This window comes from Pseudomonas sp. R2-37-08W, from assembly GCF_003851705.1.
Lineage (GTDB): Bacteria > Pseudomonadota > Gammaproteobacteria > Pseudomonadales > Pseudomonadaceae > Aquipseudomonas.
On the sequence record NZ_CP027728.1, the window covers coordinates 3,632,757 to 3,649,300 of the forward strand.

Here is a 16,544-nt window from a genome sequence, read left to right on the forward strand (position 1 = left end):
AACCGACGCGCAAGGCCGGTGAAACCATGACTCAGAGAACAGTAAACCTGAGCGGGGTTCATTTTGTCACTTTTGAGCGCATAACAGAGGGCCCCTAAAAAGCCTTGAGCAGCATGCCGGCAGCCACCACCACACACAGGCTGGCGAAGCCCACCTGCAGCGCACGCGCAGGCATCACCGAGCACAAGCGGCGCCCGGCCAACATGCCGACGATACTCGCGCCGATAAACACCCAGCCCACCGGCTCGATGCTCACCCCGGCGTGAAAGGCCCCCACCACGCCGATCAACGACAGCAGACTGACGACCATCAACGAGGTGGCGACAATCCCGCGCATCTGCACATCGGTGAGTTGCTTGAACGCCGGCACGATCAGGAAACCGCCGCCCACACCGAGCAGCCCCGACACGGCGCCCGTCACCGCCCCCAGCGCCGCCAGGGTCGCGCTGCACTTGGCGGTCCAGGCCAGGCGGCCGGTCTGCTGGTTGAGCATGCAATTCTTCTGGCCCCAGGAGGCGGCGCCGTGGTCACTCGGCCCGGCCTCGACCTTTTCGCGCCGCAACATGCGCCAGGCCACCAGCACCATCAATGCGCTGAACAGGCCCATCAGCACCGGTTCCGACAGTTGATGGGCGACGAATACCCCAGCGGCGAAAACAGCGCGCCCAGCAACGCGATCAATAGCGCCGCACGGTAACGCACCAGGCCGTGGCGCAGGCCGTCAATCGCGCCCACCGCCGCCGCCGCGCCCACCGCGAGCAATGACACCGGCGCGGCCTGGGTCATCGTCAGCCCCAGTCCCAACACCAATGCCGGCACCCCGAGGATGCCGCCGCCCGCACCGGTCAGGCCCATGACCAGGCCCATCAATACACCCAACACACTCGCCAGCAGCATTCAGTCCACCTTGCTCAGGCGGGTCAGCCACTCGCGGCCCTTGAGCATGCCGTTCCAGTAGAACCACGGCAGCAGCGTGGCCTTGAGGAACCACATCGAGCGGCGCGCCTGGGTCGGGTCGAGAGGAAAAGTCGGCAGGAGCTTGCCGCCATAACCGAACTCGGCCAGCACCACCTTACCCTTCTCCACCGTCAACGGGCAGGAGCCATAGCCATCGTACTTGAGCGGCAGCGACGCCTGCTTGCGCAGGGCCAGCAGGTTCTCGGCAACCACCACGATTTGCTTGCGCACCGCCGCAGCGGTCTTGGCGTTGGTAGTGCCGCACACATCGCCAAGGCCGAAGATATGTGGGTAACGCAGGTGCTGCAGGCTGTGGGGGTTCACTTCGCACCAGCCGCCGGCGTCGGCCAGCGGGCTCTGGCGGATAAAATCCGGGGAGACTTGCGGCGGCACCACATGCAGCAGGTCGAAGGCTTTTTCGACGACACTGACGTTGCCTTCCGCGTCCTTGACTTCAAACCAGGCCTTGCGTGCCGGGCCATCGACCTTGATCAGGTTGGCATTGAACGCCAGGCGTGCGTTGTATTTCTCGACGTATTTCATCAACGGCGGCACAAAGGTCGGCACGCCGAACAGCGCGGCACCGGCCAGGTTGAATTCCACCTCGATGTTTTTCAGGACGCCCTGCCTGAGCCAATGATCGCAGGACAGGTACATGGCCTTTTGCGGGGCACCGGCGCATTTGATCGGCATGGCCGGCTGGGTGAAAAGCGCCTTGCCACCGTTGAGTTGCTGCACCAGTTGCCAGGTATAGGCGGCATGCTCGTAGCTGTAGTTGGAGGTGACGCCATGGCGGCCGAGGGTATCTTGCAGGCCTTCGATCTTTTCCCAGGCCAGGCGCAGGCCGGGGCAGACGATCAGGTGGTTCCAGCTGACGCGCTGGCCGTTGTCGAGCACCAGGCTCTGCTCGTCAGGCAGCAACTGGCTGACCGCGGCCTGGATCCAGGTGACGCCGTTGGGCAGTACGTCGGCCAGCGGGCGCCGGGTCTTTTGCAGGTTATAGGCGCCGCCGCCGACCAGGGTCCAGGCGGGTTGATAGCAATGGAAGTCGTTGGGTTCGATCAGGGTGATGTTCAGGTGCGGGTCGCGCTTGAGCAGGCTGGCCAGCAGGCCGATGCCTGCCGAGCCGCCGCCGATGACTACGATATCGCCACTGATGGTATGTCCCCAGTGTTGTTCGGTCATTGTCTGCTGCCTTTTTGAGTCAGTGCACACAAGGGTCGCTGCCGGATGGCGTCACGCCCAGCTTTTTATGACCGCGCCGCAGTACAGGCCGGACAGGGTCTTCATCACTTGAATCACTTCGTGGCTGGCCAATCCGTAGAAGATGTATTTGCCTTCCCGACGGGTGGCAACCAACCCTTCGTCCCGCAGGATGCCCAACTGTTGTGACAGCGTGGGCTGGCGTACGCCGGTCAGCGCTTCCAGCTCGCCGACGTTGCGCTCGCCCTGGGTCAACTGGCACAGGATCAACAGGCGGTCTTCGTTGGCCAGCGCCTTGAGCAAGGAACAGGCCTTGGACGCCGATGCACGCAACTGGGCGACTTCGCCCTCACTCAACGTAGATTCCATTTGCCTCGGCTCCTTTATCTCACTTAAGCTCAAAACATTATGTGTAAACGTAAACTGATTGTAACTACTTTTTCCGCATCGGGGACAGCCGCCATGCCAGCGTTGATTCAAGCCTTTCTGGACGAGGCATCGTCGACCTATACCTACGTCGTCTATGAGGCGGACGGCGGTGCCTGCGCCATCGTCGACTCGGTGCTCAACTACGACCCGGCTTCCGGGCGCACCGAGACCACCCAGGCCGACCAGGTGATTGCCTTTGTCCAGGTGCATGGCCTCAAGGTGCAATGGCTGCTGGAAACCCATGCCCATGCCGACCACCTGTCCGCCGCGCCTTACCTGCGACGCGCCCTGGGCGGCAAGATTGCCATCGGCCAGTCCATCAGCCAGGTGCAGGGCGTGTTCAAGCACCTGTTCAACCTGGAACCGGAGTTTCGCGTCGATGGCTCGCAGTTCGACCACTTGTTTGCGCCGGATGAGATCTTTCACATTGGCGGCCTGCAGGCCCAGGCGCTGCATGTGCCCGGGCATACCCCGGCGGATATGGCTTACCTGATCGACGGGCGCTTGATCCTGGTGGGCGACACCCTGTTCATGCCCGACGTCGGCACCGCACGCTGCGACTTCCCCGGCGGCGATGCGCGGCAGTTGTACGCGTCGATGCGCAAGTTGCTGGCCTTTCCTTCGGATACCAAACTGTATGTGTGCCACGACTACCCACCCGAGGGCCGTGAGGCCAAGTGCCTGACCACGGTGGCGGAACAACGGGCGGGGAACATCCATGTGCATGACGGGGTGGACGAAGCGGCATTTGTAGCGATGCGCACCGCCCGTGATGCCGGGCTGGGAATGCCGACGCTGTTGTTGCCGGCGATCCAGGTGAACGTGCGGGCGGGGAATATGCCGCCGGCGGAAGAAAACGGCGTGACGTACCTGAAGATCCCCCTCAACCAGCTTTGAAATGCGGTTAAAAATGTGGGAGGGGGCTTGCTCCCGATGGCGGTGAGTCAGCTACAGATAAGTTGACTGTCACACCGCTATCGGGAGCAAGCCCCCTCCCACATTTTGTTCCGTATTGAGTCAGGTACCGAGGCTGATGCCGTTGGCCGGCAGCGGCAGTGCGGTTTTGTAGCGCACTTGCTTCAAGGCAAAACTGGAACGGATGTTCGCCACACCCGGCACCTTGGTCAGAAAGTCCATCATGAAGCGCTCCAGGGCCTGGATCGTCGGCACCAGCACCCGGATCAGATAATCCGGGTCGCCGGCCATCAGGTAACACTCCATCACTTCCGGCCGGTCGGAGATCGCCCCTTCGAACTGCTGCAACGCCAGTTCATTCTGCTTTTCCAGGCTGACATGGATGAAAACATTCACATGCAGGCCCAGCAGGTCGGCATCCAGCAGCGTCACCTGCTCGCGAATCAAGCCCAACTCCTCCATCGCCTTGACCCGGTTGAAGCACGGCGTGGGCGACAGGTTGACCGAGCGGGCCAGGTCGGCGTTGGTGATGCGCGCGTTCTCCTGCAGGGCGTTGAGAATGCCGATATCGGTACGGTCCAGTTTGCGCATGAGACAAAATCACCTGTTTATTATGTTTATGCAGATTTTTTATCCGCAAATGATCCTGAGCGCAACGAAACACAGATAAATATTCTTCTACGCCACGCCTATGATTGTTGTAGGACAAGATTTCTTCTACCCGAAGACTGACTGTCAGCTAGCGCGCCCACTACAAGAAATTCACAAGATCGAGCGTAGAAGCCATGACCCAGCCGTACGAACCGCTGCGCCTGCACGTCCCTGAACCCTCGGGCCGTCCAGGCTGCAAGACCGACTTCACCTACCTGCGCCTGACCGACGCCGGCCTGGTGCGCAAACCCGCCATCGATGTAGAGCCGGCCGACACCGCCGACCTGGCCAAGGGCCTGATCCGCGTGCTCGACGACCAGGGCCAGGCCTTGGGCCCGTGGGCCGAGGGTGTCAGCGCCGACATCATGCGCAAAGGCATGCGCGCGATGCTCAAGACGCGCATCTTCGACAACCGCATGGTGGTCGCCCAGCGCCAGAAAAAAATGTCGTTCTACATGCAGAGCCTAGGCGAAGAAGCCATTGGCAGCGCCCAGGCCCTGGCCTTGAACATCGACGACATGTGCTTCCCCACCTACCGCCAGCAAAGCATTCTGATGGCCCGCGACGTGCCGCTGGTCGACCTGATCTGCCAATTGCTGTCCAACGAGCGCGACCCGCTCAAGGGCCGCCAGTTGCCGATCATGTACTCGGTCAGGGACGCCGGCTTCTTCACCATTTCCGGCAACCTCGCCACCCAGTTCGTACAGGGCGTGGGCTGGGGCATGGCCTCGGCGATCAAGGGCGATACCAAGATCGCCTCGGCCTGGATCGGCGACGGCGCCACCGCAGAATCGGACTTCCACACCGCCCTCACCTTCGCCCACGTCTACCGCGCCCCGGTGATCCTCAACGTGGTGAATAACCAATGGGCCATCTCGACCTTTCAGGCCATCGCCGGTGGTGAAGCCACTACCTTCGCCGGACGCGGCGTGGGTTGCGGCATCGCTTCCCTGCGGGTCGACGGCAACGACTTCATCGCGGTGTACGCCGCGTCTGCCTGGGCCGCCGAGCGTGCGCGCCGTAACCTGGGCCCGACCCTGATCGAGTGGGTCACTTACCGCGCCGGCCCGCACTCGACCTCTGATGACCCGTCCAAGTACCGCCCCGCCGATGACTGGAGCCACTTCCCCCTGGGCGACCCGATTGCCCGTCTCAAACAGCACCTGATCAGGATTGGCCAGTGGTCCGAGGAGGAACACGCGGCGGTCAGTGCCGAACTTGAAGCCGAAGTGATCGCCGCGCAAAAACAAGCCGAACAGTACGGCACCCTCGCCGGCGGCCAGATTCCAAGCGCCGCGACCATGTTCGAAGACGTCTATAAAGAAATGCCGGAGCACTTGAAGCGCCAGCGTCAAGAGCTGGGGGTCTGACATGAACGATCACAACAACAGCATCGAACTGGAAACCGCCATGACCACCACCACCATGACCATGATCCAGGCCCTGCGCTCGGCCATGGATGTGATGCTTGAACGTGACGACAACGTGGTGGTGTTCGGCCAGGACGTCGGTTACTTCGGCGGCGTGTTCCGTTGCACCGAGGGCCTGCAGACCAAGTACGGCAGCTCCCGGGTATTCGACGCGCCGATTTCCGAAAGTGGCATCATCGGCGTGGCGGTGGGCATGGGCGCCTACGGCCTGCGCCCGGTCGCGGAAATCCAGTTCGCCGACTACGTCTACCCCGCCACCGACCAGATCATCTCCGAGGCTGCGCGCCTGCGTTATCGCTCGGCCGGCCAGTTCACCGCGCCCTTGACCATGCGCATGCCGTGCGGCGGCGGCATCTACGGCGGCCAGACCCACAGCCAGAGTATCGAAGCGGTGTTCACCCAGGTCTGCGGCCTGCGCACGGTGATGCCGTCCAACCCTTACGACGCCAAGGGCCTGCTGATCGCCTCCATCGAAAACGATGACCCGGTGATCTTCCTTGAACCCAAGCGCCTGTATAACGGCCCGTTCGATGGCCACCACGACCGCCCGGTGACGCCGTGGTCGAAACACCCGCAAGCGCAAGTGCCGGACGGTTACTACACCGTGCCGCTGGACGTGGCCGCCATCGTGCGTCCGGGTTCGGCCGTGACCGTGCTGACCTACGGCACCACCGTGTACGTGTCGCAAGTCGCCGCCGAAGAAACCGGCATCGACGCCGAAGTCATCGACCTGCGCAGCCTCTGGCCGCTGGACCTGGAAACCATCGTCAACTCGGTGAAAAAGACCGGCCGTTGCGTCGTGGTGCACGAAGCCACGCGCACCTGCGGATTTGGCGCCGAACTGGTGGCGCTGGTGCAGGAACATTGCTTCCACCACCTGGAAGCGCCGATCGAGCGCGTCACCGGCTGGGACACCCCCTATCCGCACGCGCAGGAGTGGGCGTATTTCCCAGGCCCGTCCCGAGTGGGCGCGGCGTTGAAACGGGTCATGGAGGTCTGAATGGGCACGCACGTAATCAAGATGCCGGACATTGGCGAAGGCATCGCGGAAGTTGAACTGTCGCAGTGGCATGTCAAGGTCGGCGACATGGTCGTCGAAGACCAGGTGCTGGCGGATGTGATGACCGACAAGGCGATGGTGGATATTCCCTCGCCAGTCCACGGCAAGGTGATTTCCCTCGGCGGCGAGCCGGGTGAAGTCATGGCGGTGGGCAGTATTTTGATCAGCATTGAAGTGGAAGGCGCCGGCAACGCCAAGGAAGCGCCAGCCGTGGCCGCACCGGTAGAAAAAGCCGCGCCTGTGGTGGAGAGCAAACCGGCACCGGTTGAAGCCAAGCCCGCGCCTGTCGCCACCAAGCCTCAAGCCCCCGTGGCCCGCGATGCGGCTGACCGCCCGCTGGCTTCTCCCGCCGTGCGCAAGCGTGCGCTGGATGCGGGTATTGCGTTGCGCCTGGTACAGGGCACAGGCCCGGCCGGGCGGATTCTGCATGAAGACCTCGACGCCTACCTTCAGCAAGGCACGAGCAACACCGCGACAGCGGCTAACCCCTACGCCGAACGCAACGACGAGCACCAGATTCCGGTGATCGGCATGCGCCGCAAGATCGCCCAGCGCATGCAGGACGCCACCCGCCGCGCCGCGCATTTCAGCTATGTGGAAGAAATCGACGTCACGGCGCTGGACGAGCTGCGCGTGCACCTCAATGAAAAACACGGCGCCACCCGCGGCAAGCTGACCCTGTTGCCGTTCATCGTGCGCGCCATGGTGGTGGCACTGCGCGATTTCCCCCAGATCAACGCGCGCTACGACGACGAAGCCCAGGTCATCACCCGCCTCGGCGCGGTGCATGTGGGCGTCGCCACCCAGAGCGACGTCGGCCTGATGGTGCCGGTGGTGCGCCACGCCGAAGCCCGCAGCCTGTGGGGCAATGCCGAAGAAATCGCACGCCTGGCCACAGCTGCACGCAATGGCAAGGCCAGCCGTGACGAGCTGTCGGGCTCGACTATCACCCTGACCAGCCTCGGTGCGCTGGGCGGGATTGTCAGCACGCCGGTACTGAACCTGCCGGAAGTCGCCATCGTCGGTGTCAACCGCATCGTCGAGCGGCCCATGGTGATCAAGGGCCAGATCGTGGTGCGCAAGATGATGAACCTCTCCAGCTCGTTCGATCACCGCGTGGTCGATGGCATGGACGCGGCGCAATTCATCCAGGCCATTCGCAGCCTGCTCGAACAACCCGCCAGCCTGTTCCTGGAGTAAGGGCATGACTCAGACATTACACACCACCCTGCTGATTATCGGCGGCGGCCCGGGCGGTTATGTGGCCGCGATTCGCGCTGGCCAACTGGGCATCCCGACCATTCTGGTGGAAGGCCAGGCGTTGGGCGGTACCTGCCTGAACATCGGCTGCATTCCGTCCAAAGCCTTGATCCACGTGGCCGAACAGTTCCAGCAAAGCGTACACCACAGCCAGGGCTCGCCCCTGGGCATCGAAATGGATGTGCCCACCCTGGACATCCGCAAAAGCGTGGAATGGAAAGACGGTATCGTCGACCGCCTGACCACCGGCGTCGCCGCGCTGCTGAAAAAACACAAGGTGCAGGTGATCCATGGCTGGGCCAAGGTGGTGGACGGCAAGACTGTCGACGTGGGCGACCAGCGCATTCAGTGCGAGCACCTGCTGCTGGCCACCGGTTCGAAAAGCGTCGAGCTGCCGATGCTGCCGCTGGGCGGGCCGGTCATTTCGTCCACCGAAGCCCTGGCACCGACCCGCATACCGAAGCGGCTGATCGTGGTGGGCGGCGGTTATATCGGCCTGGAGCTGGGGATTGCCTACCGCAAGCTCGGGGCCGAGGTCAGTGTGGTCGAGGCCCAGGAGCGCATCCTGCCGGCCTATGACGCCGAGCTGACCCAACCGGTCGGCGAGTCGCTCAAACGACTGGGCATCAAGCTGTACCTCCAGCACGCCGTCACTGGGTTTACCGACAACCGCCTGCAGGTGCGCGACCCTAATGGCGACACGCTGGCGCTGGAGACCGACCAGGTGCTGGTGGCCGTGGGTCGCAAACCCAACACCCAGGGCTGGAACCTCGAAGCGCTGAACCTGGCGATGAACGGCGCGGCGATCAAGATCGACAGCCGTTGCCAGACCAGCATGCGCAACGTCTGGGCCATCGGCGACCTGAGCGGCGAGCCAATGCTGGCGCACCGCGCCATGGCCCAGGGCGAAATGGTTGCCGAACTGATCAGTGGCAAATCCCGCGAATTCAACCCGGCGGCGATCCCGGCCGTATGCTTTACCGACCCGGAACTGGTGGTGGTCGGCAAGACGCCTGACGAAGCCAAGGCGGCCGGCGTGGAGTGCATCGTGTCGAGCTTCCCCTTCGCCGCCAACGGCCGGGCCATGACCCTGGAGTCGAACACCGGTTTCGTGCGGGTGGTGGCGCGGCGTGACAATCACCTGATTGTCGGCTGGCAGGCGGTGGGCGCTGGCGTGTCCGAGCTGTCCACGGCGTTTGGCCTGAGCCTGGAAATGGGCGCGCGCCTGGAAGATGTGGCCGGCACCATCCATGCCCATCCGACGCTGGGTGAAGCCGTACAGGAAGCGGCGCTGCGCGCCTTGGGCCATGCGTTGCATCTGTAGAACCGTGGCGAGGCCATCGGGGGCAAGCCCCCTCCCACATTTGGAATGCGTTCCCCTGTGGGAGGGGGCTTGCCCCCGATAGCAATGGATCAGCCAACAGAGATGTCGAATGGTCCATCCGCCCGCTCCCACACCAGCCAAGAATGAAGTATTGTTGCGCCCATCCAGAAAAAAATCCGACTTGACCAAGATAGAGGGTGTCATGGGTAACGAGAGCATCAATTGGGACACGCTGGGTTTTGACTACATCAAGACCGACAAGCGGTTTCTCCAGGTCTGGAAAAACGGCGAATGGCAAGACGGCACCCTGACCGACGACAATGTGCTGCACATCAGCGAGGGCTCCACCGCCCTGCACTACGGCCAACAGTGCTTTGAAGGCCTCAAGGCCTACCGTTGCAAGGACGGCTCGATCAACCTGTTCCGTCCGGACCAGAACGCCGCGCGCATGCAGCGCAGCTGTGCCCGCCTGCTGATGCCGCATGTGACGACCGATGCGTTCATCGATGCCTGCAAACAAGTGGTCAAGGCCAACGAGCGCTTCATCCCGCCTTACGGCAGCGGCGGCGCGCTGTACCTGCGCCCGTTCGTGATCGGCACCGGTGACAACATCGGTGTGCGCACCGCGCCGGAGTTCATCTTCTCGGTGTTCTGCATCCCGGTCGGCGCCTATTTCAAAGGCGGCCTGGTGCCCCACAACTTCCAGATCTCCACCTTCGACCGCGCCGCGCCACAGGGCACCGGTGCCGCGAAAGTCGGCGGTAACTATGCTGCCAGCCTGATGCCAGGTTCGGAAGCGAAAAAATCCGGCTTCGCCGACGCGATCTACCTGGACCCGATGACCCATTCGAAAATCGAAGAAGTCGGCTCGGCCAACTTTTTCGGCATCACCCATGACAACCAGTTCATCACGCCGAAGTCGCCTTCGGTACTGCCGGGCATCACCCGCCTGTCGCTGATCGAACTGGCCCAGAGCCGCCTGGGCCTTACCGTGGTCGAGGGCGAGGTGTTCATCGACAAGCTGGACCAATTCAAGGAAGCCGGCGCCTGCGGCACCGCTGCGGTGATCTCACCCATCGGCGGCATCCAGTACAACGGTAAACTGCACGTATTCCACAGCGAGACCGAAGTGGGCCCGGTTACCCAGAAGCTCTACAAAGAGCTGACGGGCGTGCAGACCGGTGACGTTGAAGCGCCAGCGGGTTGGATCGTCAAGGTCTAAAGCAGCACCGCAAATCAAAAATGTGGGAGGGGGCTTGCCCCCGAAGGCGGTGTATCAGTCAACATCTTCGGTGACTGACACATTGCTATCGGGAGCAAGCCCCCTCCCACATTTTGATTCCCGGTATTTTCAAGATTGGGGGATGTTACTGGCAATCTTCTTGCCCATGCTGATCCTCTGTTCCACCCCATACCCCAACGCCTCGTAAAACCCCGCCACCGCATCATTGCCGCTGGTGATCTGCAGGTTGATCTTCATGCAACCCAGCGCCGTCAACGCCTGTTCCGCGTGACGCACCAGCGATGATCCCAGGCCGTGGCGACGATAGTCGGCGTGCACCGCCACCGAGTACAGCCAGCCACGATGGCCGTCGTACCCGGCGAGGATCGTGCCGATCACGGTTTTTTTATCGGTGGCGACAAAAAACAACCCGTCATTGACCGCCAGTTTCTTATCGATCGCCAGGGTCGGCAGGTTATGCGCGGTGTCATAGCCGAACGCTTCCTGCCATAACGCAACCACCTGGGCACGGTGCAGGCGGTCGCGATACGGGCCGATGGGGTGCCGAGACAGCAGCGCCTTTTCCATGACCAGCGTGCGCTCGTTGCCGTGGTAGACATCGCGCACGGTATGAAAACCCAGCTTGCTATAGAACGGCTCGGCGGTCAGCGAAGACGGCACGCTCAACACGCTCACCCCGGCTTCACGGGCGCGCAGTTCGATCTCGATCATCAGCAGCCGGCCAATGCCCTGCCCTTGCAGCACCGGATTGACGAACACCGAGCGCACTACGTTGGCATCCAGGGCCGCCGTGGCGACGATCACCTGCGCTCTTACCGCCACCAGTACCACACGACGCTTGAGCAGTTCCAAAACCGCCTCGGGTGTAAAATTGCTCGCCACGCGGGCGATCACATCCGCCGGGTAATCCCGTGCATTGCTGCCGTGCAAGGCGGCGAGGATGACTTGGCTGATGCCCTCGGCATCTGAGGCTTGGGCAGTACGAACGACGGTAGACATGCTTGCTCCTGGCTGACGGCGCTATAACGAGCACCACAATACCAATGTGGGAGGGGCGGTGCCCTAACGCCAGTCAGTTAAGGCGACACCGAACCTGTGGCGAGGGAGCTTGCTCCCGTGGCAGCCTGGCGGCCTATAGCTATCTGACTGATGCCGCGCGATCCAAATGTGGGAGGGGGCTTGCTCCCGATGGCGGCCTCAGGGCCGACCGAGATGCTGGATCAGAGCGAGTACATATCCGTTGCTGCGGTAACGGCGGCTTAGGGTTCCGCCCTGACGGCGGGTCACTTTGGAAAAGAGCCCCAAAGTAACCAAAGGGCTCTTGCCCCACCACTCGGCACCTCGCCCCGGCTCGGTGTGCCCGTAATCCGACAGTGATTTGGGGGTCGCCGCCACGCGCCATCCATGGCGCGGGGCGGCTAAACCGGCATCCCTGCCGGTTTACCCCCCAAATCACTATCGGATTCCGGCCAGCGTGGTTTAACGGGGCGCCTAGATCAAAAGCAAGATCAAGAGCGACTCGCTTCGCATCGTGGTTACCGTAGGCTGTGCTACAAAATCGTGTAGATACCTATGGCCATCGGGGACAAGCTCTAATGCCAGTCAGTTAAGAAGTAGCAGGAGCGAGAACTAACTTGTGGCGAGGGAGCTTGCTCCCGCTGGGGCGCGAAGCGGCCCCAAACAATGGGACTGCTGCGCAGTCCAGCGGGAGCAAGCTCCCTCGCCACAGGTTCGGTGTCGCCTTAACTGACTGGCATCAGGGCAAGCCCCCTCCCACATTTTCTAACCGTGCCCACTTGAAATACGTTTGCCGGGCTTGGCGCCAACCAGCTTGGCCTGTCCATCCTTCTGCTTGCCCGTGCGCGCCTCGCTGATAAGCCCTGGAATCAACTTGCCCTCCGGCAGGTTCTTCCAGAAGCGGCTCGGCAAGTGCCCTTCCATCACCTTGGGGTTCAACCGCGCCGGGTTGAAGATGTGGCTGTAATAGGTCAACCACATGGCGCTGTGCGGGTCCTCGACATTCTGCGCCAGTTGCTGCCAAGCCTCGGGGCACTGGCGTTGGTGAATCAATTGCTCGCCGTCGTAATACACGCCGTCCAGGGGCGTTGCGATCATCCAGCGATGCCGGCCCATGCGCCCGACAAAATGCTGGCTGGCGCTGTGCAGAATATCGTGAGCCGGTTCGTGCCAGGCCACGTACTCCGGCAGCTCCGGCCCTGCCCCCGGCGGCAGTGCGATAAACCGTACAAACGCGTGCAAGTGGTGGGCTTCACGGCTGACCTGCTTGATGCGTCGCTGCAACTCGCTGCCCAACTTGTCACCGGCCAGCATCGCCGTGCGATCGCCATGGCTGACCCGCCACAACACCTCGTACAGCAAACTCCAGCGCTGGTCGCCGTGGTAGCAGGCGGCCGATTCCAGCAAGTGCAGCAACGCCTTGGGAATGCGCGCCTGGAACGGGCCAGGCCCAGGCGGAATCGGCTCGTCGGTGGCAAACAGATCCGCCACCTCGGCTTCGCCCCAACTCACCTGGCTGGGGTCGACCTGATGGCTGAGCAGCCAACGCGCCTGTTCGCGCCAGGTGCTGAACAGGTTGTCGCATTCCAGGCTGATCATCCCCACAACCCCATCTGTTGCGGTTGCGGGCGATCACGCAGCTGCTCGCGCAGCAAAACGCTGGTGGTGTCCGCTTGTTGGGGGTGGTAATCGCTGGTGATGAAAAACGGCTTGGCCTTGGCCAGTACGCAGCGCATGCGCGCCAGGTCTTCGAAGCGGATCTTGCGTTCGCGGCGCAGGTCGACCAGGCGCTGGGTGGTGCGCAGGCCAATGCCGGGGATGCGCGCGATCAAGGTCGGTTCGGCGCGGTTCAGGTCCAGGGGGAACACCTCGCGATGTTCCAAGGCCCAGGCCAGCTTAGGGTCAATATCCAGGGCCAGGTGGCCGGGGCCTTCGAACAGCTCGTTCGCGCTGAAACCGTAGCTGCGCAACAGGAAATCGGCCTGGTACAAACGATGCTCGCGCATCAGTGGCGGCGCGGCCAGGGGCACGCTTTTCGGGCTGTTGGGGATGGGACTGAAGGCCGAGTAATACACGCGGCGCAGCTTGTAATTGCCATACAGGGCTTCGGCACCGTGCAGGATGGTGCTGTCGTCGGTGTCGTCGGCGCCGACGATCATCTGGGTGCTCTGCCCGGCCGGGGCGAAGCGCGGCGCGCGGGGTTCGTTGAGCACGGTCTGCTCACCGGTGTAGATGGTCTGCATGGCCTGCTTGATCGAGACGATCTGCTTTTCCGGCGCCAGGGTTTGCAGGCTGGCATCGGTGGGCAGTTCGATATTCACGCTCAGGCGGTCGGCATAACGCCCGGCCTCGGCGATCAGCGCCGGGTCGGCTTCGGGAATGGTCTTGAGGTGGATATAGCCGCGAAAGTCGTGCTCTTCGCGCAACAGCCTGGCGACCCGCACCAATTGCTCCATGGTGTAGTCGGCCGAACGGATGATGCCGGAACTGAGAAACAGGCCGCTGACGCAATTGCGCTTGTAGAAGTCCAGGGTCAGGGTGACCACCTCCTCCGGGCTGAACCGCGCACGGGGCACATCGCTGGAACGGCGGTTGACGCAATACTGGCAGTCGTAGAGACAGAAGTTGGTGAGCAACACCTTGAGCAGCGAGACGCAACGGCCGTCGGGCGTATAGCTGTGGCAAATCCCCATGCCATCGGTGGAACCCAGCCCCGCCTTGCCTTCGGAGCTGCGCTTGGGTGCGCCACTGCTGGCGCATGACGCATCGTACTTGGCGGCGTCGGCGAGGATGCTGAGTTTTTCGATCAACTGCATGGAGAGCTACCGATACTGGTTTTTTGTACAGTATCAGGGGGTAGATGTAAGCTGCAAGCTTTTAGCTTCAAGCTTCAAGCTTCAAGCTTGCGGCTTGCGGCTGGAACTCAGCTCGCCGTTGCCAACAACAGGTCCTGCACCGAACGCGCTGAATCATGGCTGCGGTCATTGGCATACAACGACGCCGCAATCTCATCCGCGCGAATCGGCAGCACCGACAGCAACGTATCGCTCAAGCCATGGCTGGCCTGGCTGAACCCCTGGATGTAGATACCCGCCTTGCAGCGCTCATCGGTGACGATACGGTAGTCGCGGGCCACTTCGAAGTCGCCCATGTAGGCGTGCAGCGGCGCGAGCAGTTCGCGGTGCATCTGGCGCTCGTAACCGGTGGCGAGGATCACCGCGTCGTAGTGGCCGACGCTGGTTTCGCCGCTGGCGTTGTTGCGCAGCACCAGTTCGATGCCGAGCGGGCCGGGGGTGGCCTTTTCGACGACGGTCATGGTGCGGAACGCCTGGCGTGCGATGCCGGAGACTTTCTGCCGATAGAAAATGCCGTAGATGCGTTCGATCAGGTCCAGGTCCACCACCGAGTAGTTGGTGTTCTGGTACTCGGCAACCAGCCGCTCACGCTCGGCGCCGACTTGCTGGAACACCAGGTCGGTAAAGGCCGGCGAGAACACTTCATTGACGAACGGGCTGTCGTCGGCGGGTTTGAGCGCCGAGCCGCGCAGGATCAAGTCGACCTGCACCGAGGGGAAGCTGTCGTTGAGGTCGATAAAGGCTTCGGCCGCGCTCTGGCCGCCGCCGATCACCGCGATGCGCATGGCCTTGCCGTCGACACAGGGCTGGCTGGCCATGCGCTCCAGGTACTGGGAATGGTGGAACACCCGGCTGTCGCCCTTGAGCGCCTTGAACGCTTCGGGAATACGCGGCGTGCCACCGGCGCTGACCACCACCGCGCGCGTGGTGCGCACATGCTGTTCACCCTGGGCGTCACGGGAGATCACGCGCAGCGCTTCCACCTGCTGCTGGTGCAGGATCGGCTCGATGGCCAGCACTTCTTCGCCGTAGCGGGCCTGGGCCTGGAATTGCCCGGCGACCCAGCGCAGGTAGTCGTTGTACTCCATGCGGCACGGGTAGAACGTGCCCAGGTTGATAAAGTCCACCAGGCGGTCGTGGGCCTTCAGGTAATTGACGAAGGAATACGGGCTGGTGGGGTTGCGCAGGGTCACCAGGTCCTTGAGGAAGGAAATCTGCAGTTCGCTCTGGGTCACCAGGGTATTGCCGTGCCAGCGGTAGTCGGCTTGTTTGTCGAGGAACAGCACGTCCAGTTTGCCCTGGGCCTTTTCACGCTCCTGCAGGGCGATGGCCAGCGCCAGGTTCGATGGGCCGAAGCCGATACCGATCAGGTCGTGAACCGCGGGCGAAGCAATTGCCTGTGTCATTCCAGTGTCCTCTGGATAAGCCCCTTGGCGGTTGGGGCGGGAATACCTTCATGGCCTGCACAACAGGCCGTGTGTTGATAGGAAACGAGGACAGTGAAATAAAATTTAACTAATGCCGCTTCAGTGGGCTTCCCACTCACGCATGCGTGACCGGCAGTGCTTCATGGCATTGACGATGTGCTTTTCCACCAAGCTGCGGGAAATGCTCAGGCGCTCGGCGATTTGCAGATGGGACAGGCCGTCGAGTTTGCGCAGCAGGAAACTGTCGCGGCAGGCCGCCGGCAACTCGGCCAGGGCGCGCTCGAGCAGCTCCAGACGCTGGCCCTGGTCGTGGCTGGCGTGGGGTGAACACGGGGCGAAGCGTTCTTCGCTGTCCAGCACCTCCAGCGGCTCGACCTGGCGCAGGGCGTTGCGCCGATGGCCGTCGATCACCAGGTTCAACGCGGTGCGATACAGGAACGCGCGCGGCTGTTCGATCGGGGTGTCACTGGAACGCTCCAGCACCCGCACATACGCGTCATGCACCACATCCTCGGCCACCTGACGGTTGCCCAGCTTGGCGTTGAGGAAACACACCAGCTCACGATAGTAGTTTTCCAACATGACTCCTGGCCCCATGGCCGTGGTGCTAACGATGCCAGTCCGAGTAGGAACAGGCCCATCGATGATGGCAGTTTGAGTAGGTGCAATTTATAGTAATTCTCATCTACTTTTAAAGAAGTCTCGCATCAACGGCCGATTTTTTTCGCTGCGCGAGCTGTAACCGCGCGTGTAACCGCCTAAATCCTGCGGCA

General features: G+C 62.4%; 14 protein-coding genes and 2 pseudogenes. 7 read left to right on the forward strand and 9 right to left on the reverse strand.

Annotation, left to right across the window (positions count from 1 at the left end; translation table 11 throughout):
- Positions 1 to 94 precede the first annotated feature (94 nt).
- The 3 genes and pseudogenes from C4J93_RS16735 to C4J93_RS16745 all read right to left on the reverse strand — a co-directional run bounded on the left by C4J93_RS16735 (position 95) and on the right by C4J93_RS16745 (position 2,529).
- Positions 95 to 897: pseudogene (locus C4J93_RS16735) on the reverse strand (sulfite exporter TauE/SafE family protein).
- A complete protein-coding gene (locus C4J93_RS16740; protein WP_124429970.1) occupies positions 898 to 2,142 on the reverse strand; it encodes an FAD/NAD(P)-binding oxidoreductase in 1,245 nt (414 codons plus the stop codon).
- 51 nt (positions 2,143 to 2,193) lie between these two features.
- Complete coding sequence (locus tag C4J93_RS16745) at positions 2,194 to 2,529, reverse strand: helix-turn-helix transcriptional regulator (RefSeq protein WP_005789341.1); 336 nt, start codon at positions 2,527 to 2,529, stop codon at positions 2,194 to 2,196.
- Positions 2,530 to 2,622: 93 nt separating this feature from the next.
- Here C4J93_RS16745 and C4J93_RS16750 point away from each other — a divergent pair, with 93 nt between their 5' ends.
- A complete protein-coding gene (locus tag C4J93_RS16750) occupies positions 2,623 to 3,486 on the forward strand; it encodes an MBL fold metallo-hydrolase (protein ID WP_124429971.1) in 864 nt (287 codons plus the stop codon).
- Between the two features lie 120 nt (positions 3,487 to 3,606).
- On the opposite strand, the gene bkdR is transcribed toward C4J93_RS16750, so the two are convergent.
- Positions 3,607 to 4,095: a Bkd operon transcriptional regulator BkdR gene (gene bkdR, locus C4J93_RS16755; protein WP_122489983.1), complete on the reverse strand. Its 489-nt coding sequence runs from the start codon at positions 4,093 to 4,095 to the stop codon at positions 3,607 to 3,609.
- Positions 4,096 to 4,289: 194 nt separating this feature from the next.
- Between bkdR and C4J93_RS16760 the strand changes: the two genes are divergently transcribed.
- From C4J93_RS16760 to C4J93_RS16780, 5 genes are all read left to right on the forward strand, one after another.
- Positions 4,290 to 5,525, forward strand: coding sequence for a 3-methyl-2-oxobutanoate dehydrogenase (2-methylpropanoyl-transferring) subunit alpha (locus C4J93_RS16760; protein WP_124429972.1), 1,236 nt, complete (start codon positions 4,290 to 4,292; stop codon positions 5,523 to 5,525).
- A 1-nt stretch (position 5,526) separates the two neighbouring features.
- Complete coding sequence (locus tag C4J93_RS16765) at positions 5,527 to 6,585, forward strand: alpha-ketoacid dehydrogenase subunit beta (RefSeq protein WP_124363420.1); 1,059 nt, start codon at positions 5,527 to 5,529, stop codon at positions 6,583 to 6,585.
- On the forward strand, positions 6,586 to 7,845 hold the full coding sequence (locus C4J93_RS16770) for a dihydrolipoamide acetyltransferase family protein (RefSeq protein ID WP_124429973.1): 1,260 nt from the start codon (positions 6,586 to 6,588) through the stop codon (positions 7,843 to 7,845). It abuts the gene before it with no gap.
- Positions 7,846 to 7,849: 4 nt separating this feature from the next.
- Positions 7,850 to 9,229, forward strand: a complete 1,380-nt coding sequence (lpdA, locus tag C4J93_RS16775) for a dihydrolipoyl dehydrogenase (protein ID WP_124429974.1) — start codon at positions 7,850 to 7,852, stop codon at positions 9,227 to 9,229.
- A 202-nt stretch (positions 9,230 to 9,431) separates the two neighbouring features.
- Positions 9,432 to 10,451, forward strand: coding sequence for a branched-chain amino acid aminotransferase (locus C4J93_RS16780; protein WP_124410306.1), 1,020 nt, complete (start codon positions 9,432 to 9,434; stop codon positions 10,449 to 10,451).
- A gap of 129 nt (positions 10,452 to 10,580) precedes the next feature.
- Here C4J93_RS16780 and C4J93_RS16785 read toward each other — a convergent pair whose 3' ends face one another.
- Positions 10,581 to 11,471: a GNAT family acetyltransferase gene (locus tag C4J93_RS16785; protein WP_124429975.1), complete on the reverse strand. Its 891-nt coding sequence runs from the start codon at positions 11,469 to 11,471 to the stop codon at positions 10,581 to 10,583.
- 635 nt (positions 11,472 to 12,106) lie between these two features.
- Between C4J93_RS16785 and C4J93_RS27770 the strand changes: the two are divergent.
- Positions 12,107 to 12,202 (forward strand): annotated as a pseudogene (locus tag C4J93_RS27770) (N-acetyltransferase); the annotation flags it as partial.
- Between the two features lie 52 nt (positions 12,203 to 12,254).
- On the opposite strand, the gene C4J93_RS16800 reads toward C4J93_RS27770, so the two are convergent.
- From C4J93_RS16800 to C4J93_RS16815, 4 genes are all read right to left on the reverse strand, one after another.
- Positions 12,255 to 13,088 (reverse strand): TIGR03915 family putative DNA repair protein, encoded by an 834-nt coding sequence (locus tag C4J93_RS16800; protein WP_124429977.1) that lies wholly within the window; start codon positions 13,086 to 13,088, stop codon positions 12,255 to 12,257.
- Entirely contained in the window at positions 13,085 to 14,305 is a 1,221-nt protein-coding gene (locus C4J93_RS16805) for a putative DNA modification/repair radical SAM protein (RefSeq protein ID WP_124371175.1), read from the reverse strand. Before C4J93_RS16805 ends, C4J93_RS16800 begins: the two co-directional genes overlap by 4 nt.
- Before the next feature lie 107 nt (positions 14,306 to 14,412).
- Positions 14,413 to 15,750: a lysine N(6)-hydroxylase/L-ornithine N(5)-oxygenase family protein gene (locus tag C4J93_RS16810; RefSeq protein WP_124404637.1), complete on the reverse strand. Its 1,338-nt coding sequence runs from the start codon at positions 15,748 to 15,750 to the stop codon at positions 14,413 to 14,415.
- A gap of 120 nt (positions 15,751 to 15,870) precedes the next feature.
- Complete coding sequence (locus C4J93_RS16815; protein WP_124363428.1) at positions 15,871 to 16,353, reverse strand: sigma-70 family RNA polymerase sigma factor; 483 nt, start codon at positions 16,351 to 16,353, stop codon at positions 15,871 to 15,873.
- Positions 16,354 to 16,544: the final 191 nt, after the last annotated feature.